Genomic DNA, 17222 nt, shown 5'->3' with positions numbered 1-17222 from the left:
TTTCTCCATAACAGGGATGAAAGTGGAACGTGTTGACTAAGTGAGATCCTGAAATTTCTCACAAATTGAACCTACCTCAATCATTCCCATGATCTTCTCCAATCATATCCATCATCCTCTGAAGTAGGAAGAGTGTTCCCCTTTTATCAAGGGGTTTGTTGTCGTTACCACACTTTGGAGAGTATATACATGCTGGACATCCCACCTCACATCTGCAGTCCCTCACAAGTTCAAAGGTCCTGGTGAGTATCTCCCCGAAGAGCTCTGATGCCTTCTCTGCAAGCCCCATACCTCCCTCAAAAGCATCGTAGATAAATATTGTGGCCATTCCTGTGCCTGGATGTTTGGGTGTGGACAGTCCACCCATATCAAACCTGTCGCACATTATGTTGAAGGGTATCATGGATATCAGGGCATGTTCCACACCGTGTATACCTCCCTCAAAAACCTCCTTACCCTCAACAGCCTTTTCAAGCTCATCCCTAACATCATCTGATACTGTGAACCAAAGGCCTTTTGTTTTGAATTTTAAAGGGGGAAGATCCAGTGGTTTGGTTGCATGTACCTTGTCGTAGCTCATGATCTTGTACTTGTGGTAGTACTCACTGACTTCCAGATCACCGAAGAAAATTGAGAAATCGCCCATATCCTTCCTGATGCCTTCTCCAATAATTTCCACATCTATATCCCTCACAACCTGTGTATGATGGGCAACATCCCTCTTAACAACGTTTATAACACGTTTTTCAAGGTTGAAGCTCTGGACAAGATAGGTTTCTCCCCTGTTTATAAGCACTGCCCCCTCATGAGCCTCTCTGTAGGCCTGTTCCCTGTCTAAAACTTCAAGCAGTCTTCCTGCAAACATGACCCGAAACATGTCCGATGAAATACTGTCGAGGCTCACACTGAAGGCAGCCACCTTATCCCCTGCATAAACGAATCCCTCACCATCCCTTTTCACCAAACCATTTTCCTGAAGTTTTTCAATATGGGCCTCAGAACCCTCTCCAAAGATTTCATCCCAGTTTTCATTGTTTTTAAGGGGAATTTCAGCTGAAGCACACATCAGATGCCCTGAAACTATTTTTGGATTGTGAAGATCTATTATGGCGTGTTCGTGGGGTTTGTCGAATATGGATTCTGGGTGTTTCATTAGGTACTGGTCAAGGGGGTTTTCAAATGCAACCAGCACAACAAGGGATTCATCAATTCCACGTCCTGCTCTTCCTGCCTGCTGCCACGTGGACATTATGGTTCCTGGAAATCCAGATATTATGACACCATCAAGGGATCCTATATTTATACCAAGTTCAAGGGCGTTGGTTGTTGTAACACCCTTCAAAATGCCATTTTTAAGGCCCAATTCAATTCTTCTCCTCTCCTTTGCAAGGTAACCTGCCCTGTAGGAGGTGATCTTTCCGGTGAGATCCGGGCGTATCTCCTCCATCTCATTCTTGGACCATAACGCTATGAGCTCTGCCATCTTCCTTGATACGGTGAAACAGAGTGTTTGAAGATCGTTGAGAACAAAAAGTAGAAGTAAATTCTTGGTTTCCTGATGGGAGGATGTTTTGCTTTTTCCCTTGAAGTAGGGATTGTAGAGTACGAAGTGTTTTTTACCGCAGGGCGATCCATCCTCAGATACCAGTTTGAAACTCTTTCCAGTTAATTTGCTGCTGAATTCCTCAGGGTTGGCCAGTGTTGCAGACGAGAGCACGAACTGTGGATCTGATCCATAGAAATTACATATCCTGCGAAGCCTCCTTATTAGGAATGCCACGTTGGAACCGAAAACTCCCCTGTACTGGTGTGCCTCATCGATTACAACATATTTAAGGTTTTTGAAGAATTTCTCCCACTGAAAATGCCATGAAAGTACAAGATGGAGTTCGTAGGGATTGGTAAGCACTATTCTGGAGTTATCTCTTATCCACGGCTTTTTACTTCGATCCGTATCTCCATCGTAGATCGCTGGATTTATAGGTATTTTGAACTCTTTTTCAAGTTCCTGAAGAGTTTTTAGCTGATCATTTGCAAGGGCCTTGGCAGGGTAGATGTAAAGAGCTGTTGCATCTTCATCTTCATTTAAAGTTTCAAAAACAGGCATGTTAAAGGCTAAAGTCTTTCCAGAGGCTGTTGGAGTGGTTATTATAACATTTTCTCCAACCCTCAGGAGTTCCAGTGTTCTGCACTGGTGCCTGTAAAGTTTTATACCCCTTGTTTTGAGGTAGCCCATTATGTTTTGGGGAAGACCTTCTACATCATCATAACGAGCTTCCTGGGGAGGTAGAACTTCTATGTGCTCCACCCTGTTGTGGTAGCGGATATCTGACTTCAACCTGCGAAGAACCCTACCCACCATCTCACTGTTACCCATAACTGTACACTCCCCAAAAAACCTGTTTAAATGTATAATTTGTCCAATTGTATAATTGTCTAACTCTATAAAATCAAAAAAATGATCCATCTTTGTTGAAATCTGTTAGGTTGAAATTATGTATCCATCTGTATTCAGATAGTGTAATCCTAAACATTCCATGAACACTTTCATTTTATGTATACAGTTATTTAAAACTTTAAATGGAAGAATAAATAATAATTTTATTGAAAAATAGGATAATAATTTAGAGAGTACAGGAAATTAAATACCCGCAGCTTTTTGGGATGAAATGATTAAAAAAAGTGATTAAAGATTTATAAATTAGGAAATGGTGATTGAATGGATTTAAATATGGTGGACAGGTTCAGAGGCGCAGTTATTGGACTTGCAGTTGGGGACTGCATGGGCGTTCCCCTTGAATTCAAAGCCCCAGGTACATTTGAACCAGTGACTGATATGGTTGGTGGCGGTTGTTTTGGATTGAAACCTGGAGAATGGACCGATGACACATCCCTTGCCCTGTGTCTTGCAGAAAGCCTTGCAGTTTCAGGGGGATTTGATCCTGTGGATCAGATGACACGCTACAACCGCTGGTACAGTGAGGGGCATTTGAGTGTGACTGGAGAATGCTTCGACATTGGAAACACAACAAAATACGCTCTCCACAGCTTTGAAAGAACTGGTGAAGCCTACAGCGGACCATCTAATGAGAGATCTGCAGGTAACGGATCCATAATGAGACTTGCACCTGTTCCAATCTTCTTCAGTTGGGATCCATACCTTGCAGTTGAGAGATCCGGTGACAGTTCAAGAACAACCCATGGAAATCAACTGGCTGTGGATGCATGCCGTTACATGGGCGGAATTATATACGGAGCTCTCAACGGAGCAGCGAAGGATGAAATTCTATCGGAAGGTTACAGTCCCATTCCATGTTACTGGGATGACAATCCACTGGTAGATGAGATTGCAGAGGTTGCAGCTGGTTCATTCAAGGTGAAGAACCCTCCGGGGATAAAAGGCAGCGGATACGTTGTCAGTTCGCTTGAATCTGCACTCTGGGCATTTGTAAAAAGCAGTAGCTTTGAGGAGGGCTGTTTGATGGCTGTGAATCTTGGTGATGATGCAGATACTACAGGTGCAGTGTACGGCCAGATTGCAGGAGCCTACTACGGTGAATCGGGAATACCCAAAAGATGGGTTGGTGGACTTGCACAGTTTGAAACCATCAACTGCATCCTTGAGAAACTGATGGAAGCATCAGAATCTCATCCATTAAATTGAAATGGTCCTCAACCAAAAGGAAATAAAATCTACAACCCTTGGCTTTGTGGAGGCTTCTTAAGGCATATGCAATGATCTTTGATAAATGTGATCATCAAAGAACTCCATGCCCCCGCGAAGTCAATTTTAAAGGTTTTAACCTTAATTTAGTCTTAATTTTTTTAAAAATTTTAATTACCTTTTTTTCTCATTTTAAAAAAAAATATTTCAAATTATTGAAATTGTCAAATTAGTAAAAAAATCAATGAAAAAGGATGGAGGGTAACTCTAAAAAATAGATAAAAAAAATAGAACATTGCATATAAGGATTTTTTCATGATGTTTGAGTTTTTTCACGATGGTTTGAGCATCAGCTTCATGACACTTGCTTTGGAATTCTTGCCAGGCTGTGACATGCCTGGAATTGGCAGTGATGATGTGAGAAATTCCTTGTTGACCCTGTCTGTCAGTTCCTTGAATATCATCTTGTAGGCTGTGCAGTGGGGATCCACCCCCTCTATCTCCCCATCACGGTTCAGGGCGTTGTATGGACATCCTCCCCTGCAAAATTTGATGTACTTACAGTCTGAGCATTCCTCATCAACGTAGTCCTTGAATCTGTGGAGCAACTTCCATGCCTCTGACTCTGCAAGGTCTTCCATGCTTGGATGGTCCCTTACGTTGCCCATCACATAATCTGGCATTCCAACGAATCTGTAGCAGGGGTATATGCTTCCATCTGGGCCCACGGCAAATGTATCTCCCATACAGTCCACGTAGGTGCAGACAGTGCCCCTTCGCATGAACACCGCCTTGGCAAGGTGGTCGATGTTTTTAACCTCAATTTCATCTGCATGTTCCAGGTACTCATCAAGGAGGTATATCAATAATTCACCATACTCCTCTGGAGATAGTGCCCATTTTTCAGGGTCTTCAGCCCGCAGTGATGGTAGTGCGGGGTGGAGTTTCAGGTTCAAACCATTTTCAAGGAAGTAGTTGAATATCTCCTCCTTGAGTTTGATTGAATGGGACGTGAAGGTGCATATGAAGCTCACACTGAGATCGTTTGCCTTTGCGATTTCATAACCCCTCATGGTCTTTTCGTAGTAACCCTTTCCCCTCTGGAAGTCGTTCACATCTTTAGGACCGTCCAGACTGGAACCCACAGGGATGTTGTACTCACTGAAGAGCTGTGCCATCTCAGGTGTTAGAAGCCATAGGTTGCTTTGAAGTGCAAATGCAGGTTTTAAGTGGGATAAACGTTTGCTCAGAAGTGGGAGTGCTTCCCTGTAAAAATCAAATCCTGCAAGGAGAGGTTCACCTCCATGGAAGGTGAAGGTCACAGGCTCCTCCCTGAAGTTTTCAAGCCATTCAACAACTTCTTTTATTGTTTCAATACTCATAGTTTCTGATTCTTTGTCAACACCCCAGCAGTAGTTGCAGTTTGAGGGGCAGTTCATTGAGGGTATTAACATAACGTGGAATGCCATTTGAACACCGTCTTTTTATAAAATTGTTCTTAATAAGTCTTCTTTTAATATTTTGATACTTTTGAAACTGGAATATTAAAGATTCTTTAAAGATTTAACTTTTTAAAGATTTATTTTCATATTTTTTTTACAAACAATGAATTTACAGCCAATCAAGATTTTAAAAATCCTTTTTTAAATCCTTCGTTTGATAAGTTAATATCCAGTGTAACTTATTTAAACCTTGTTTAAATTTTTTTATTGAAAATTTATCATAATTATATGGGGGGATATGTTAAAATATAGGAGGACATATGATGATCCTATTTTAAACGACGTTCATGAATCTTCAGGATCCATTTTATCTTCCTTGATCATCCTTCAAACTTACCTTCAAGGTTCTAAGACGGTTGATTGCAGCTGCAATTTCAAATCTGCGGGGTCTTGCAAAGTTTGGAGGGTAACGTCCAGGATGGGCTGCAAGCACGTCCAATCCATTTTCGTTTATATCTGCCTCAAGAATATCCAAAAGCTCCCCCAGTGTTTTCTTACCGCCCATGTGCTTTTTTGAGGTATAATGGATTGCATGGGCTATTGTTCTGGTCTGACTCTCTTCAACAAGCTGCTCAACCTGGGACAGATCTACGAAGCTCCTGCCAATAACTGCCGTTGATGTACCCTTGCTGTCGAGTTTCAGCTTCTTTCCCTTGAAAGCTTTTATACTATCCGGTTTTGGACAGCGTTTTTTGAATTTAAAGGGAGATTTAATTTCTTTCATACGTTTCACAGGAAAATCATCTGCAACTCTCTTTGCCTCTTCCGTTACATCATTGGCAGTGTAGCTGTCCATCATTAGCACGTTGTCTGCTGCGTCGAAGTAATCTCCAGATCCACCCATGACCATGATGGTGGACACCCCATGATCAGTGCAGAGCTCCCTTATTCTGTCTATGAAGGGTGTTATGGGTTCATTTTCCTTTGAAACCAGTTGCTGCATTCTCTGGTCGCGTATCATGAAGTTGGTGGCTGATGTGTCCTCATCAAAGAGCAGGACCTTTGATCCAGCTTCCATTGCCTCGATTATGTTGGCTGCCTGGGATGTGGATCCCGACGCATTTTCCGTTGAAAATTCAGATGTGTCCATGATTCCTGGTGGTTCATGTATGAACGAACTGATATCCACTCTTTCAATGTTTCTTGAATCCTCTGCCCGTATTTTGACTGCTGAATCATCTGTAACAACGAACTGACGTCCGTCACATGGGACGTGGTTGTAAACCCCTCTCTCAAGGGCGTTGAGCAGTGTTGATTTGCCGTGGTAGCCTCCACCAACAACCAGGGTTACACCCTTTCTGATCCCCATACCTGTGATAGGACCATGATTGAGTGTTTCGATGGTTACACTCATTGAATCTGGGGATTTGAATGCAACTGCATCTTTCAGAGGACGCTGGGAAACTCCACTCTCCCTTGGAAGTATGGATCCGTCTGCGATGAATGCAACAAGTTCCATACTTGAAAGTTCACTCCTTATGTGCTCTGCATCCTCGTAGGTCTCAACGTGTTCCTTAACATCAACACTTTGAAGGTTGCTGTAGAAACAGGACGATTCTACCAGAACTGGAAGTATATCACGAAACATGGTGGTGGCTGCCTTTCCCATGACCCTTCTGCCGTGTGCTGGAAGTCCCACCTGAAATCTGAGCTCCACATTCCCTTCATGGATGTTGACACACGTCCTTTCAAGAACTTCTTGACCTCCACTGTCGATGCGGAAGGTTCCACTGTGACCACTACCTCCAACTCCTTTAACATTTTTATTTATTGAACTTTTAAAGGCACGTGCTATGTAATCTTCAAGCGCAGTTATTCTCTGACTGTTTTTAAGAAGTTCAGATGGAAATGCGGCGTTTTTGCTTGAAACCTCCACCCTTAAAAGGGACGGGCCTGCAAAGGGGTCGCGCTGAATATGATCCACATGTAATGTGAAGGTTTCAAAATCATAGCTGCCCTTTATGTCATTGTATGCCTTGTATCCTCGTCCATCTATTCTTTTAAGTGTTTGGAAAAGTTTTTCCTTCCTTTGCATATGATTTTCTCCCAATTTCCCTTTGATACGTATGAAATATTTTAAAACCCTCTTAAAAAAGGTTAATTTATATTTATATCTTCTTTTTTTAATTGATTTGTTATAATAAATTGATCTAAAAAAAATTTTAAAATTAATTGAAAAACTAAAATTAATTGAAAAAATTAATTGAATTGAAGGATCGTGGTAATAATGATTGAAGATCACTTTTTTCTGGCCATTATCACAAATCCGCTGGCTTTATTTCCATGATAGGTTGTGAAAACTGTTTCTTTAAACATTTCAACAGTGAATCTCGGCTTGATAAGTTTCATCAGCTCTTCTTGGGTGTAGTGGTGGGCCCTGAAGATTTCAGGGCTTTCAGGACTGCCATCTCCCGTTACAATGAATGTTCCCATTTCACCCGTCTTTTTAAAATCCTTCAAGTATCTTGCCCTGTAAATGGGATTATCCCAACTCTGCCCGAAATCTGCAAGGTAAAGAATTCCATCTTCCCTTAAAACTCTTCTGGCTTCATCCAGAACCATTTCCCTGTGTTCTGGATCAACCAGGGCCGTCATGAAAGCCTGTATCAAACATACATCAAATGATCCATCTGGATAGGGTAGATCCCGTGCATTTGCAACGTCAAAACTCACCCTGTTTTTGTAGATGGAATTAAATCTCGTTGAAGCTTTTCTGGCATTTTCCACAGCCTCCTGATTGATATCAAAACCAACAACATCATATCCACATTCCTGTAACTTAAAAGCCATCCTTCCCCATCCACATGCAAAATCAAGAACTTTAGAACCCTTTGGAACCATCTTACAGAATGATTCGTCCAGTTGGACTGTGGAAGGAGTTTCCCTTCCCTTGAATTTTTTCCACCATGCTTCAGAATCCATATTATACAATTGATCATGGTTATAGAAATGATTAATGGAACATGATTCCAAACCTTAAAAAATTATTCAATCGTGTGTTATGATTCAAAATATCTTCAAAGTCCAAATGCTGATTTAAATCCCATCAAAACATCCTTTATTGAAGTTAAAAGGGGATTTTTGATGTTGGAGGGATCGTTCAATCGTTCAAGTCTGTCTATCCTGAAGTAGAGTGGGGGATGAGTGTCAAATCGCAGCCAGCTTGGAATTCTACTTGAGGGTTTTCTCTCATAGGCCAAACGTGCGTAACCAATCTTACGAAGGGATTCTGCAAGAACCTCAGGTTGACCTATTTTCATTGCAGAGACAAGGTCCGCACGGGCTTCAAAGAACTTGGCAACAAAATATATTGACCATATCACAAGGAAAAGGTAAAGAAATGGTGATAAAACCACAACAGGGAACAGAACCGTCAGGCGGAGGATGAATTCCCCTATTATGATTCCAAAGAGTATTAATGGGTCTCTGCCCTGAAGATGGCCTAGTTCATGGCCAATAACACTGAGTATTTCATCCTCTTCAAGGTGCACGAGTAAACCCGTTGTTATGAGCACCACACCCCTCTTGGGACTTGGACCCGTTGCCGCAGCATTGGGGATCATGTTGTTTGAGATGACGATGGCGGGCATGGGAAGTCCAAATCTGTCAACTGCGGTCTTGACTATGCTGTAAACATCCACAACTTTGCTTGATTTGTGAAGGGGGTTGCATTTCATGCCGTAACTTTCAAACACCTCCTCTCCCAGTTCACAGGTGGGTTCCATTCCAAGGGCAATGGATCTCTTGTAGATCTCACTTTTCATGTTCATGATCATCTTTTTGGTGAATTTTTCCTGGAATTCACCAAATTCTCCATTTGAAAGGTTGTACTGGACTATGTGAACGTATGGATTCTCTTTGGTGATCTTCCAGTGACCTGTTCGCTTGAATATCTTGTCAGAGAGAAGAACTATGCAGAACTGTATGAAGATAAATGCAAAAACCCCATAAACACCAAACAAAAGGAATAAAATTACCATGATTGAAAAAAAGAGGATGTAAATTAGGAGCATGTTGCTTGTGAGCATCCTGATTGAAAGTCGCCTTCTGAGGGTTGGAGGTTCCTCTGGAATGATATCCTCACCTTCAACCCATGAGAAGTACAGAGTGGATCTCGTCACCTGCTCCTCGTAGATCTTAACCACAAGAAGAAGATCCTCCCTCACCTCATCCAGAACAGTTTCAGGTGTGTTGGGAGATCCTTCAACCTCAATCTGGATGGGACTGGAGGATTTTAGGAAAAAATTGGCAGCCCAAAATCCTTTGCCATCTGTTGCCGTGAAAAAGAGCCCTTGTTTTGTTTGCCGGATGTTTCTGAAGTTTTCAGGCTGCTGGCGCAGGTAGTAGGATCTTATAAAATGCAAAATCTTATCAATGTAAACCGGTGATATTTCGACATCCAGGGAGTAGGACCTGTTTTCAGACATTTATTAACCTCTAATTAACAATTAAAGATCCTGATGTTAATAATAATATTTTATGGCATTTGTAGTACTTATTTCATAATTTCAAGGGTTTTAAGTCCATAAATATTTAATTTTGGTTCACCCTTCAATTTCAATGCTCCAATTTTTATCAATTATTATTCTGGAAAATAAGGGTATTATAAGTTTCTCAACACACTGAACTTTTGAATTTAAAGATGGATTACTCTTTAAAATAATGTAAATCGCTTAAAAAATGCATATTTGTCCTAATTATATTTTAAAAGTAGATTAAAAATAATTGTGTGATTAAAAACGAGTTATGAACTATTTAAGAATTAAAATATGATCTTTAGTTGAAATATGAGTTTTAAGTATAAAATTAAAATATTCAAGTTATACAAACCTTGGATACTACGAACCCAAATAAAAGGGAGAGTTGTATAGGTATAAAACCTACAAACTCCTCTTATTTGACTGTGCTTTCACAAACTGATTTTTTTTAAGGGGGTAAAATCTTCAAAATGATCTGCACAGTTTGTAGTTACTGTTTGCTGTTTAACTGCTTGCTATCACTGTCATTCCTGGCTTGCTTGAAGTGGCATAGAACAGGGTGTTGTATCCGTAGCTACTGTATGGAACATCGTACCATCCACTGCTGCCGTAGAGCTGAACTGATCTGTGTCTGGATGAGTAAGATGTTGAGTACTGAACTATCCTTGAGGTTATACCTGCAGCTGAAAGTTTGCTGTAGAGGTAAGCACTCATTGCCCAGCAGTCTCCACTTCCACTGCTCACCATTCCAGATGCTGTACTTGCTGAATGACTGTAGCCGTAGTTTGCACCGCTTGCAAGGATCTCAGATAGTGTGGATCCTGAGCTGGAACTTGTACTTGTGGTTTTGGTTGTAGTTTTGGTTGAAGTCTTTGTACTTGTTGTACTGGATGTGCTAGTTGTACTTGTGGTACTTGCTGATACATCACTGCCTTCTGAGTCATATGTTGGATCTGAAGAGCTGTCTGTGGAACTGTCTGAATCACTTGATGTTGAATCACTGGAACTTGTTGTTGAACTTGTGGAGTCTGTTGAACTTCCTGTGGAACTTGTTGAGGTTCCGGATGTTACTGTGAATGGATTCTTTCCTGTGAGTTGAGTCATTGCACCTACTGTTTCGTTGGCAACCCATCCATCAACTGTTATGTTTGAGTCTGTCTGGAAGTATTTAACAGCCAATTTAGTGTATGGACCAAAGGATCCATCGATTTTTCCTGTGTAGTAGCCCTGATTTTGGAGCCATTTCTGTAGTGTTACAACCTGATCTCCAGTTGCACCTATTTCCAAGCCATTGTCGGTAACCGCGTTTGTTCCGACTGTATTTTGATCTGTACTTTGAGTTACATTGGTATTTTGGGTTTCAGCTGCCCCTGCAAATGGCAGGACAGTGAACATCACACACAATGCAAAAATTGTTGCATATGTGGTTTTTCGCTTAATTTTATCGCCTCCGTGTCCAGATTGTTGAAAAGAACAACAATCGCCTCCGGACAAACACATGTTCACTTCAACATCATATATAAATATTACGGTTTATTTTTAAGAAATAGGCACGTTTAGAAACTATTTAAGCAAAAAAAGCAAGTTAAAAGCTTTTCCTTCAAGCTAAAATTCGATCTTAACAATTCATGCCCCATTTAATGATTGGGGAACAAAATATGACCCTATCTAAAAAATAAAAACAATTCAGGACACTTGTAACAAAATAAGGGCATGACAACGGATTTATAAATGGGATACGTACCGTAAATTCAAAAAAATGAGGATTGGGGGCAATTAAAAAAGAAATAAAAGGGATTTTTGCTATTAGAATTAAATCAAATGGATTAAAAGATTTTAAGCATAAAATTCATTTTTTATGAAAAAAAAGTCATTTAAGATGACGAATTTAAGGAATCATCCATAAAAAATGGCCCTTTTTATTACCTTAGAAAGGAGCATTAATAACAGTTCAATGTGGTGAGACCGGTATCCAAGCAGAGAATTTTAGATGAAATCAGATTCCAGTGGAATGGATCCCTACTCACAGGGCATCAATCACCTATCTCCTTTATTATCGCCTGGTGCATTCTCCTTATAAACTCCATTCGATCCTCGTACTTAAGAACATCCAGGTAACTCTGGGCAACAAGGTTGAATGCAAATGGTGAGGGTATTCTGGTGTTTATCTGTTTTATGTTCATTCTACCATCTTCTATGATTTCAAGAACCTTTTTCGCATTTTTAACATCCATGAAGTCCTCCATGACCTCACGTCTGGCTTCCTTGAGGATTGAGAAGTTTTCATCAAGATCCTTAACGAACTTCAGGAGTATCTTACCCTTCACCTGTTGGCGTGAAACACTCTTCTCATGGCCCTTGTACCTGCGCAGTATCATGAGGGATCTGCCTGCACAGTGCCTGAATCTCCCTGCCAGGGTTTCTGTTTTATCTATGGCCTTGACAAGGATGTCTTCGATGTTTTCAGAGCTGAGTTCTTTGAAGGCATCCAGGCCACCAATCTTACCCTCAGAGCTCAAATAAAATCCATTGTCTGAAACAGATATCATAACATCCCTTTTATATTTCCGTGCGATGATGTAAGCCACGGCCCTTGAAAGGGCGTCGTTCACTCTTCTTCCAAATAGGGAATGGAAGACCATGAACTTCCTGCCACCGAATCCTGTGTAGAACTCCACGAGAAGGGTTCTGGCACTTGGGATCACGGCATAGAGGTACTGCTCCCTGAAGTAGCTGTAGATGGAGTTTGCAGCGTTGTAATCCACGTAGAGGTACTCGTGTATGAAGTCTATGATCTCCTCCCTGGATTTTCCTGCCTGGAACTTCACCTCCATCATGGCCCTGAAGTTCTGTATGGACATTGCAAGGTCGAATGCAAGGGGCAACTGTTCAGAGAACCATGAGGGAATGGTTGGAGGTCCAGATGAAGGTGTTACGTTAACAGTCATTCCACGTGCGTAGTTGAATCTGTATATGTTCCCTCCAAGAACGAAAGTGTCTCCCTTTCGGAGTTTTTCCATGAAGTCCTCCTCTATGTGTCCCACAACCTCTCCGCTGCATTTGACCCTTGCAGAGGATCTGTCTGGTATTGTACCGATGTTGGTTGAGTAAAGCATTCTTGCAAGTTTTCCACGTTTGCCCAGCATTTTGGTGTCCCAGTCAACCCAGATCTTGGCGTAAACGTACCTCTCCTCAAGGCTCGTGTACTCCCCTGCAAGGTAGCTCAGCACACTGTAAAAATCATTCTCTGAAAGGTTGCGGTAGGGATAACTGCCCTTTATGAGGTTGTAGGCCTCTTCAATGCCCCACTTCTTTTCTATGGCCATGCCGTAGATCTGCTGGGACAGTACATCGAGGCAGTTTGAGGGGATGTGTATCTCATCGATCCTTCCCTCAACTGCATTCTTAAGTATCAGTGCACACTCAACAAGGTCATCCCTTTCAACAACGATTATCCTGCCCTTGGATTTATCATGAAGCCTGTGTCCGCTTCTCCCTATACGTTGAAGTGCACGTGAAACAGATTTTGGGGAACTCACAAGGATAACGAGGTCAATGAAACCAATATCTATGCCCAGTTCAAGGGATGTTGAGGATACAACAACCTTGAGCTCACCATCCTTGAGTTTGTTCTCAGCTTCAAGCCGCAGCTCCTTGGAGAGGGATGAATGATGAGCCATTATGTTACTTGAACTGTACTTATCTGGGAACTTCTTTTTAAGGTTGAAAACAACACTTTCAGTTCCGCTACGGGTGTTGGTGAATATAAGGGTTGTTTTGTGGGAGCTTATAAGCTCGTCGAGAAGGTTGTAGAGTGACCCGTTTATCACCTCTGGATCCTCCTCCACTATGTCCTCAACTGGGCTTAAAACCTTCATATCAAGCTGTTTAAGGTAGTTAACATCAACAACCTTGCAGTTTCGAACCGCACCGTACGCGTAGCCAACAAGAAAGGCTGCAACCTTCTCAAGTGGATGCACAGTTGCACTGAGCCCAATACGTGCAAAGTTTCCTGCAAGGTTCTGAAGCCTTTCAAGTGTTAAACTCAGGTGTATTCCACGTTTGTTATCTGCAAGAGAATGTATTTCATCCACAACAACATATCGAACATCCTCCAGCTTTTCCCGGAACTTCGGGGCACAGAGAAGTATTGACAGGGTTTCAGGGGTTGTTATGAGAATATGGGGAGGTAACTTGAGCATTTTGGACCGTTCGTACGGGGTTGTGTCCCCTGTTCTCACAGCCTTTCTGATACCTAGCTTCTTCCCAGATATTTCCTCTATTTCACTGAGTGGTTCCTCGAGGTTCTTCTCGATGTCGTTGTCAAGGGCCTTCAAGGGTGAGATGTAGATACAGTAAACCTTATCTTCCAGTTCACCCCTATCTGCCAGGGTTGTTAGCTCACTTATAACAGAAAGGAACGCTGTCAGGGTTTTACCTGAACCTGTTGGTGATGAAACCAGAACATTCTCATGGTTGTGTATGTCCATGATCGCACGTCTCTGGGCCTCTGAAAAGGTTTTAAATTTGGATTTGAACCATTTTTTAACCCAGGGATGCAGTATGGCGTAAATTTCCTTGTCCTTGTAGGTTTTATCCTGTTTTTCTATCATTTTATCCTTTGTTTTATCCAATTAGAATTTATTAAAAGTATTGTAACTGATACGGAATTTTAAAAGTTTAAAAGTTTAAATTTGATTCAATGGATTCATGATCAATTTTTTAATAAATTTAGTTTCTTGAAGTTTTTTAAAAAATTCAGTTCCCACCAGTACACATGTTTTTTCAGTAAAACTGTTCTTTAACCCGGATTATGTCCCTTACCCTTCCAAAGTAGAGCACTTCAAAATTTTCAACTCCAAATACCTCAAAATCATTGACATCCACGGTTCTGTCCCTTAAAAATGGTGACAAGGCCTTTTCATGTAATATGTCCGATCCTTCAGTTACGAAGTTGAATGAAGGCATCACAACGAGATTTTTACCCTTAAAACTGCCTTTAAGGAAGCATTTAATCTTTTCAAGACGTTCCCCACTTTTAAGGCCTACACATGGGTGTTCATGACCTATTATGAGTGTTTCTTCACCAATATCTTCCAGATCATCTGGAACCTTGTCACCATGAAGTATAAGATAGTTTCCAATTGAAAATCTGTCGTAAACTTTCAGATTCGTTCTTTCAGCTATGAATCTGGTGAAGTTGTCGTGGTTACCCTTTATGAGCACCACTTCCTGGAAGTTGTCCTTTAGAAATCCTATGAAGTTTGATATCTCCTTCCATTCCTGATGTGTGATCCTTCCAAACTCATGTTTCAGGTCGCCGTTTATTATCACACGGTTGCAGTGGGTTTTCCTTATGATCTCCTCAAGTCTCGTCAGGATCTTCTGGTACTGAAACCTTGGAACCATTATACCCTCTGCGTTGAGGGCCTCCTCGTATCCCAGGTGAAGATCCCCTAAAATCAAAGTATCTTCAATTAAGAAGGCCAAATCTATGATTTCAGCCCCATAAATATGATTTTTATTCATTTAGCTGGTTTCTCCCTAAGATTTAGTTTCGTTAAAAGGTTAATTCTCACCAGAAGATTACTGTCCTGTTTAAAGTCCAATAGATGATTCAAAAGAAAAATACATGCAAAATCTTATTCATTCTATAAAGTTTTTTTATGAATATTCATTTTTTTTATAGAGTTTATGGAAGTTATAAAAGTTATTAAGTTATAAAGATTTCATTGTATCTTAAACTTCAAATCTATTATAAATTGTTTACATGATACTGAAAAATATTTTTTTATTGTATTATTTTTACAGGGACGGATCATAATATTTTAGTTCATGATCCAGATGTTGTTTTAGTTAAGGTAAGTCTAGAGCACGATCATGAAAATAGTATTATACTAAAAAAATCACTATTAAGTACAGGAAATGGTTTTAAAGATCAACTCAATTAACCCAATTCTTAGAGGAACATCCAATTGAATGAATTGAAATGGACATGGAAAAAGTGTAGAACATGTCCTTAAAGTAAAATGCTGGTGATTCAAATGTCAGATTCTGATAACTCAATTAACATGAAGGATATCATTGAAAAATTAAATGATGAAAACCCGGAAATCCGAATTGAAGCTGCAGAAGCCCTTGGAAACTGCGGCAAGGAAGCCCTTGATCCCTTGATCAAAACCCTCAACGATGAAAACCCAAATGTGAGGTTTCAGGCCTCTAAATCCCTTGGAAAAATAGGAAAACCCGCTGTTAAACCCCTTATCAATGCCCTGAAGGATGACACAGGAAACATCCAGAAGTACGCTGCATTCATCCTTAAGGACGTTGGAGATAGCAGTGTCGTATCTGACCTCATAGATGCCCTTAAATCTGAAGAATGGGCAGTTAGAAAGTTTTCAGCCAAATCCTTAGGTGAGATAGGTGATGAAAAGGCTGTGGAACCCCTCATAGAACTCCTTAAGGATGAGGACTGGGGAGTCAGGGTTGCTGTTACAAAGGCCCTGGGAGATTTAGGTGATGAAAGAGCCATAGACCCTATTAAAAAAGCCAGACGTGCTGCAACAGGTGACAAGGATTATAAAAAGGTTGCAAACAAATCTTTGAAGAAGATAGGTAAATGAATGGATTTATTTGAATCTAAATCCTATTCATTTTTTTTATATCCATTTTAAAAGCTGAATCAAGACATTTAATCTTATTAAAACAGTTGAATTAAACATTTAATCCTTATTTTGACCAGAACCTTCGGTAACCCTGTATATATCTTTGCGCCGGTTTTCCAGGAGTGGAAGTTGATTTCTGACATCTATGATTCGTGAGGAGTTCACTTCTGCGTAGATTATCTCTTCAGAGGCTCCAGCTTGACTCAGTACCTCCCCCCATGGATCAACAACCATGGAATGGCCATAAGCAATGTATGAGAGTTCATGGTTTCGTGCAGGGGATGCCGCTGCAAGGTAAACCTGATTATCAACCGCTCTGACCCTCATCAAAGTCTCCCAATGTGCAGGACCCGTTGTCATGTTGAAAGCCCCTGGAACCAGGATGAGTTCAACTCCTTTATCCACCATGAGCCTTGAAAGCTCTGGAAACCTTATGTCGTAGCATATTACAACCCCAATTCTACAGAGATCAGTTTCAACCACTGTTACTTTGTCTCCTGCAGTGAGGGTTTCAGATTCCCTGAAGCTTATCTCTCCGGGAACATGGATGTCGAAGAGGTGCATCTTCCTGTGAACATCCATGACCTCACCATCCCTGTTGAAGATGAAACTGGAGTTGTAGAGTTTTCCATCATCAAGTTCTGGTATGGAACCTGCAACAACGTAGACCCCGGAATTTCTGGCTGTCTCGGATATCATTTCAAGTGTTGCACTGTCTTCAGCAGATTCTGCGTACTCCCTGAATTTGCTATTGTCGTATGGACAGTTGAACATTTCAGGCAGCAGAATCAAGTCTGCATCGTTCCGGGCAGCTGATTCTATCATATCCACTGCTTTCTTCACGTTCGTTTCCTTGTTGTCCACCACGTTCATCTGGCAAACTGCGAGTTTGAAATGGTTTTTCATGGTAGTC

General features: G+C 41.0%; 11 protein-coding genes. 2 read left to right on the top strand and 9 right to left on the bottom strand.

All coding sequences use genetic code 11. The features are described from left to right. Positions 1-76: 76 nt before the first annotated feature. Positions 77-2377, bottom strand: coding sequence for a DEAD/DEAH box helicase (locus MCBB_RS03990; RefSeq protein ID WP_231916400.1), 2301 nt, complete (start codon positions 2375-2377; stop codon positions 77-79). 342 nt (positions 2378-2719) lie between these two features. Between MCBB_RS03990 and MCBB_RS03985 the strand changes: the two genes are divergently transcribed. Beyond that, complete coding sequence (locus MCBB_RS03985) at positions 2720-3664, top strand: ADP-ribosylglycohydrolase family protein (protein WP_071906553.1); 945 nt, start codon at positions 2720-2722, stop codon at positions 3662-3664. A 332-nt stretch (positions 3665-3996) separates the two neighbouring features. Here the strand turns inward: MCBB_RS03985 and MCBB_RS03980 are convergent, their stop codons facing one another. From MCBB_RS03980 to MCBB_RS03950, 7 genes are all read right to left on the bottom strand, one after another. Further along, positions 3997-5133, bottom strand: coding sequence for a TIGR04083 family peptide-modifying radical SAM enzyme (locus MCBB_RS03980; RefSeq protein WP_071906552.1), 1137 nt, complete (start codon positions 5131-5133; stop codon positions 3997-3999). A 340-nt stretch (positions 5134-5473) separates the two neighbouring features. Beyond that, positions 5474-7201, bottom strand: a complete 1728-nt coding sequence (locus MCBB_RS03975) for an ABC-ATPase domain-containing protein (protein ID WP_071906551.1) — start codon at positions 7199-7201, stop codon at positions 5474-5476. Positions 7202-7404: 203 nt separating this feature from the next. Then, positions 7405-8088 (bottom strand): class I SAM-dependent methyltransferase, encoded by a 684-nt coding sequence (locus tag MCBB_RS03970; RefSeq protein WP_071906550.1) that lies wholly within the window; start codon positions 8086-8088, stop codon positions 7405-7407. Positions 8089-8183: 95 nt separating this feature from the next. After that, positions 8184-9593: a M48 family metallopeptidase gene (locus tag MCBB_RS03965; RefSeq protein ID WP_071906549.1), complete on the bottom strand. Its 1410-nt coding sequence runs from the start codon at positions 9591-9593 to the stop codon at positions 8184-8186. Between the two features lie 555 nt (positions 9594-10148). Then, positions 10149-11144 carry a peptidoglycan-binding domain-containing protein gene (locus tag MCBB_RS03960; RefSeq protein WP_084789756.1) on the bottom strand — a complete coding sequence of 332 codons (996 nt, stop codon included), beginning with the start codon at positions 11142-11144 and terminating at the stop codon, positions 10149-10151. A gap of 533 nt (positions 11145-11677) precedes the next feature. Next, a complete protein-coding gene (locus tag MCBB_RS03955) occupies positions 11678-14257 on the bottom strand; it encodes an ATP-dependent helicase (RefSeq protein ID WP_071906547.1) in 2580 nt (859 codons plus the stop codon). Between the two features lie 172 nt (positions 14258-14429). Then, positions 14430-15173 carry a metallophosphoesterase gene (locus MCBB_RS03950; protein ID WP_071906546.1) on the bottom strand — a complete coding sequence of 248 codons (744 nt, stop codon included), beginning with the start codon at positions 15171-15173 and terminating at the stop codon, positions 14430-14432. A gap of 515 nt (positions 15174-15688) precedes the next feature. Between MCBB_RS03950 and MCBB_RS03945 the strand changes: the two genes are divergently transcribed. Further along, positions 15689-16267 (top strand): HEAT repeat domain-containing protein, encoded by a 579-nt coding sequence (locus MCBB_RS03945; protein WP_071906545.1) that lies wholly within the window; start codon positions 15689-15691, stop codon positions 16265-16267. Between the two features lie 99 nt (positions 16268-16366). On the opposite strand, the gene MCBB_RS03940 is transcribed toward MCBB_RS03945, so the two are convergent. Then, positions 16367-17215, bottom strand: a complete 849-nt coding sequence (locus MCBB_RS03940) for a carbon-nitrogen hydrolase family protein (RefSeq protein WP_071906544.1) — start codon at positions 17213-17215, stop codon at positions 16367-16369. Between the last annotated feature and the right edge of the window lie 7 nt (positions 17216-17222).

The sequence above is a fragment of the Methanobacterium congolense genome, from assembly GCF_900095295.1.
Lineage (GTDB): Archaea > Methanobacteriota > Methanobacteria > Methanobacteriales > Methanobacteriaceae > Methanobacterium_C > Methanobacterium_C congolense.
The sequence above is the reverse complement of the archived record's forward strand: the minus strand, read 5'-3'. Positions and strand labels throughout refer to the sequence as shown.

Coding starts and splice junctions, on each gene's coding strand:
- MCBB_RS03990 (WP_231916400.1), bottom strand. CDS start 2,377: ATGGGTAACAGTGAGATGGTGGGTAGGGTTCTTCGCAGGTTGAAGTCA.
- MCBB_RS03985 (WP_071906553.1), top strand. CDS start 2,720: ATGGATTTAAATATGGTGGACAGGTTCAGAGGCGCAGTTATTGGACTT.
- MCBB_RS03980 (WP_071906552.1), bottom strand. CDS start 5,133: ATGGCATTCCACGTTATGTTAATACCCTCAATGAACTGCCCCTCAAAC.
- MCBB_RS03975 (WP_071906551.1), bottom strand. CDS start 7,201: ATGCAAAGGAAGGAAAAACTTTTCCAAACACTTAAAAGAATAGATGGA.
- MCBB_RS03970 (WP_071906550.1), bottom strand. CDS start 8,088: ATGGATTCTGAAGCATGGTGGAAAAAATTCAAGGGAAGGGAAACTCCT.
- MCBB_RS03965 (WP_071906549.1), bottom strand. CDS start 9,593: ATGTCTGAAAACAGGTCCTACTCCCTGGATGTCGAAATATCACCGGTT.
- MCBB_RS03960 (WP_084789756.1), bottom strand. CDS start 11,144: ATGTGTTTGTCCGGAGGCGATTGTTGTTCTTTTCAACAATCTGGACAC.
- MCBB_RS03955 (WP_071906547.1), bottom strand. CDS start 14,257: ATGATAGAAAAACAGGATAAAACCTACAAGGACAAGGAAATTTACGCC.
- MCBB_RS03950 (WP_071906546.1), bottom strand. CDS start 15,173: ATGAATAAAAATCATATTTATGGGGCTGAAATCATAGATTTGGCCTTC.
- MCBB_RS03945 (WP_071906545.1), top strand. CDS start 15,689: ATGTCAGATTCTGATAACTCAATTAACATGAAGGATATCATTGAAAAA.
- MCBB_RS03940 (WP_071906544.1), bottom strand. CDS start 17,215: ATGAAAAACCATTTCAAACTCGCAGTTTGCCAGATGAACGTGGTGGAC.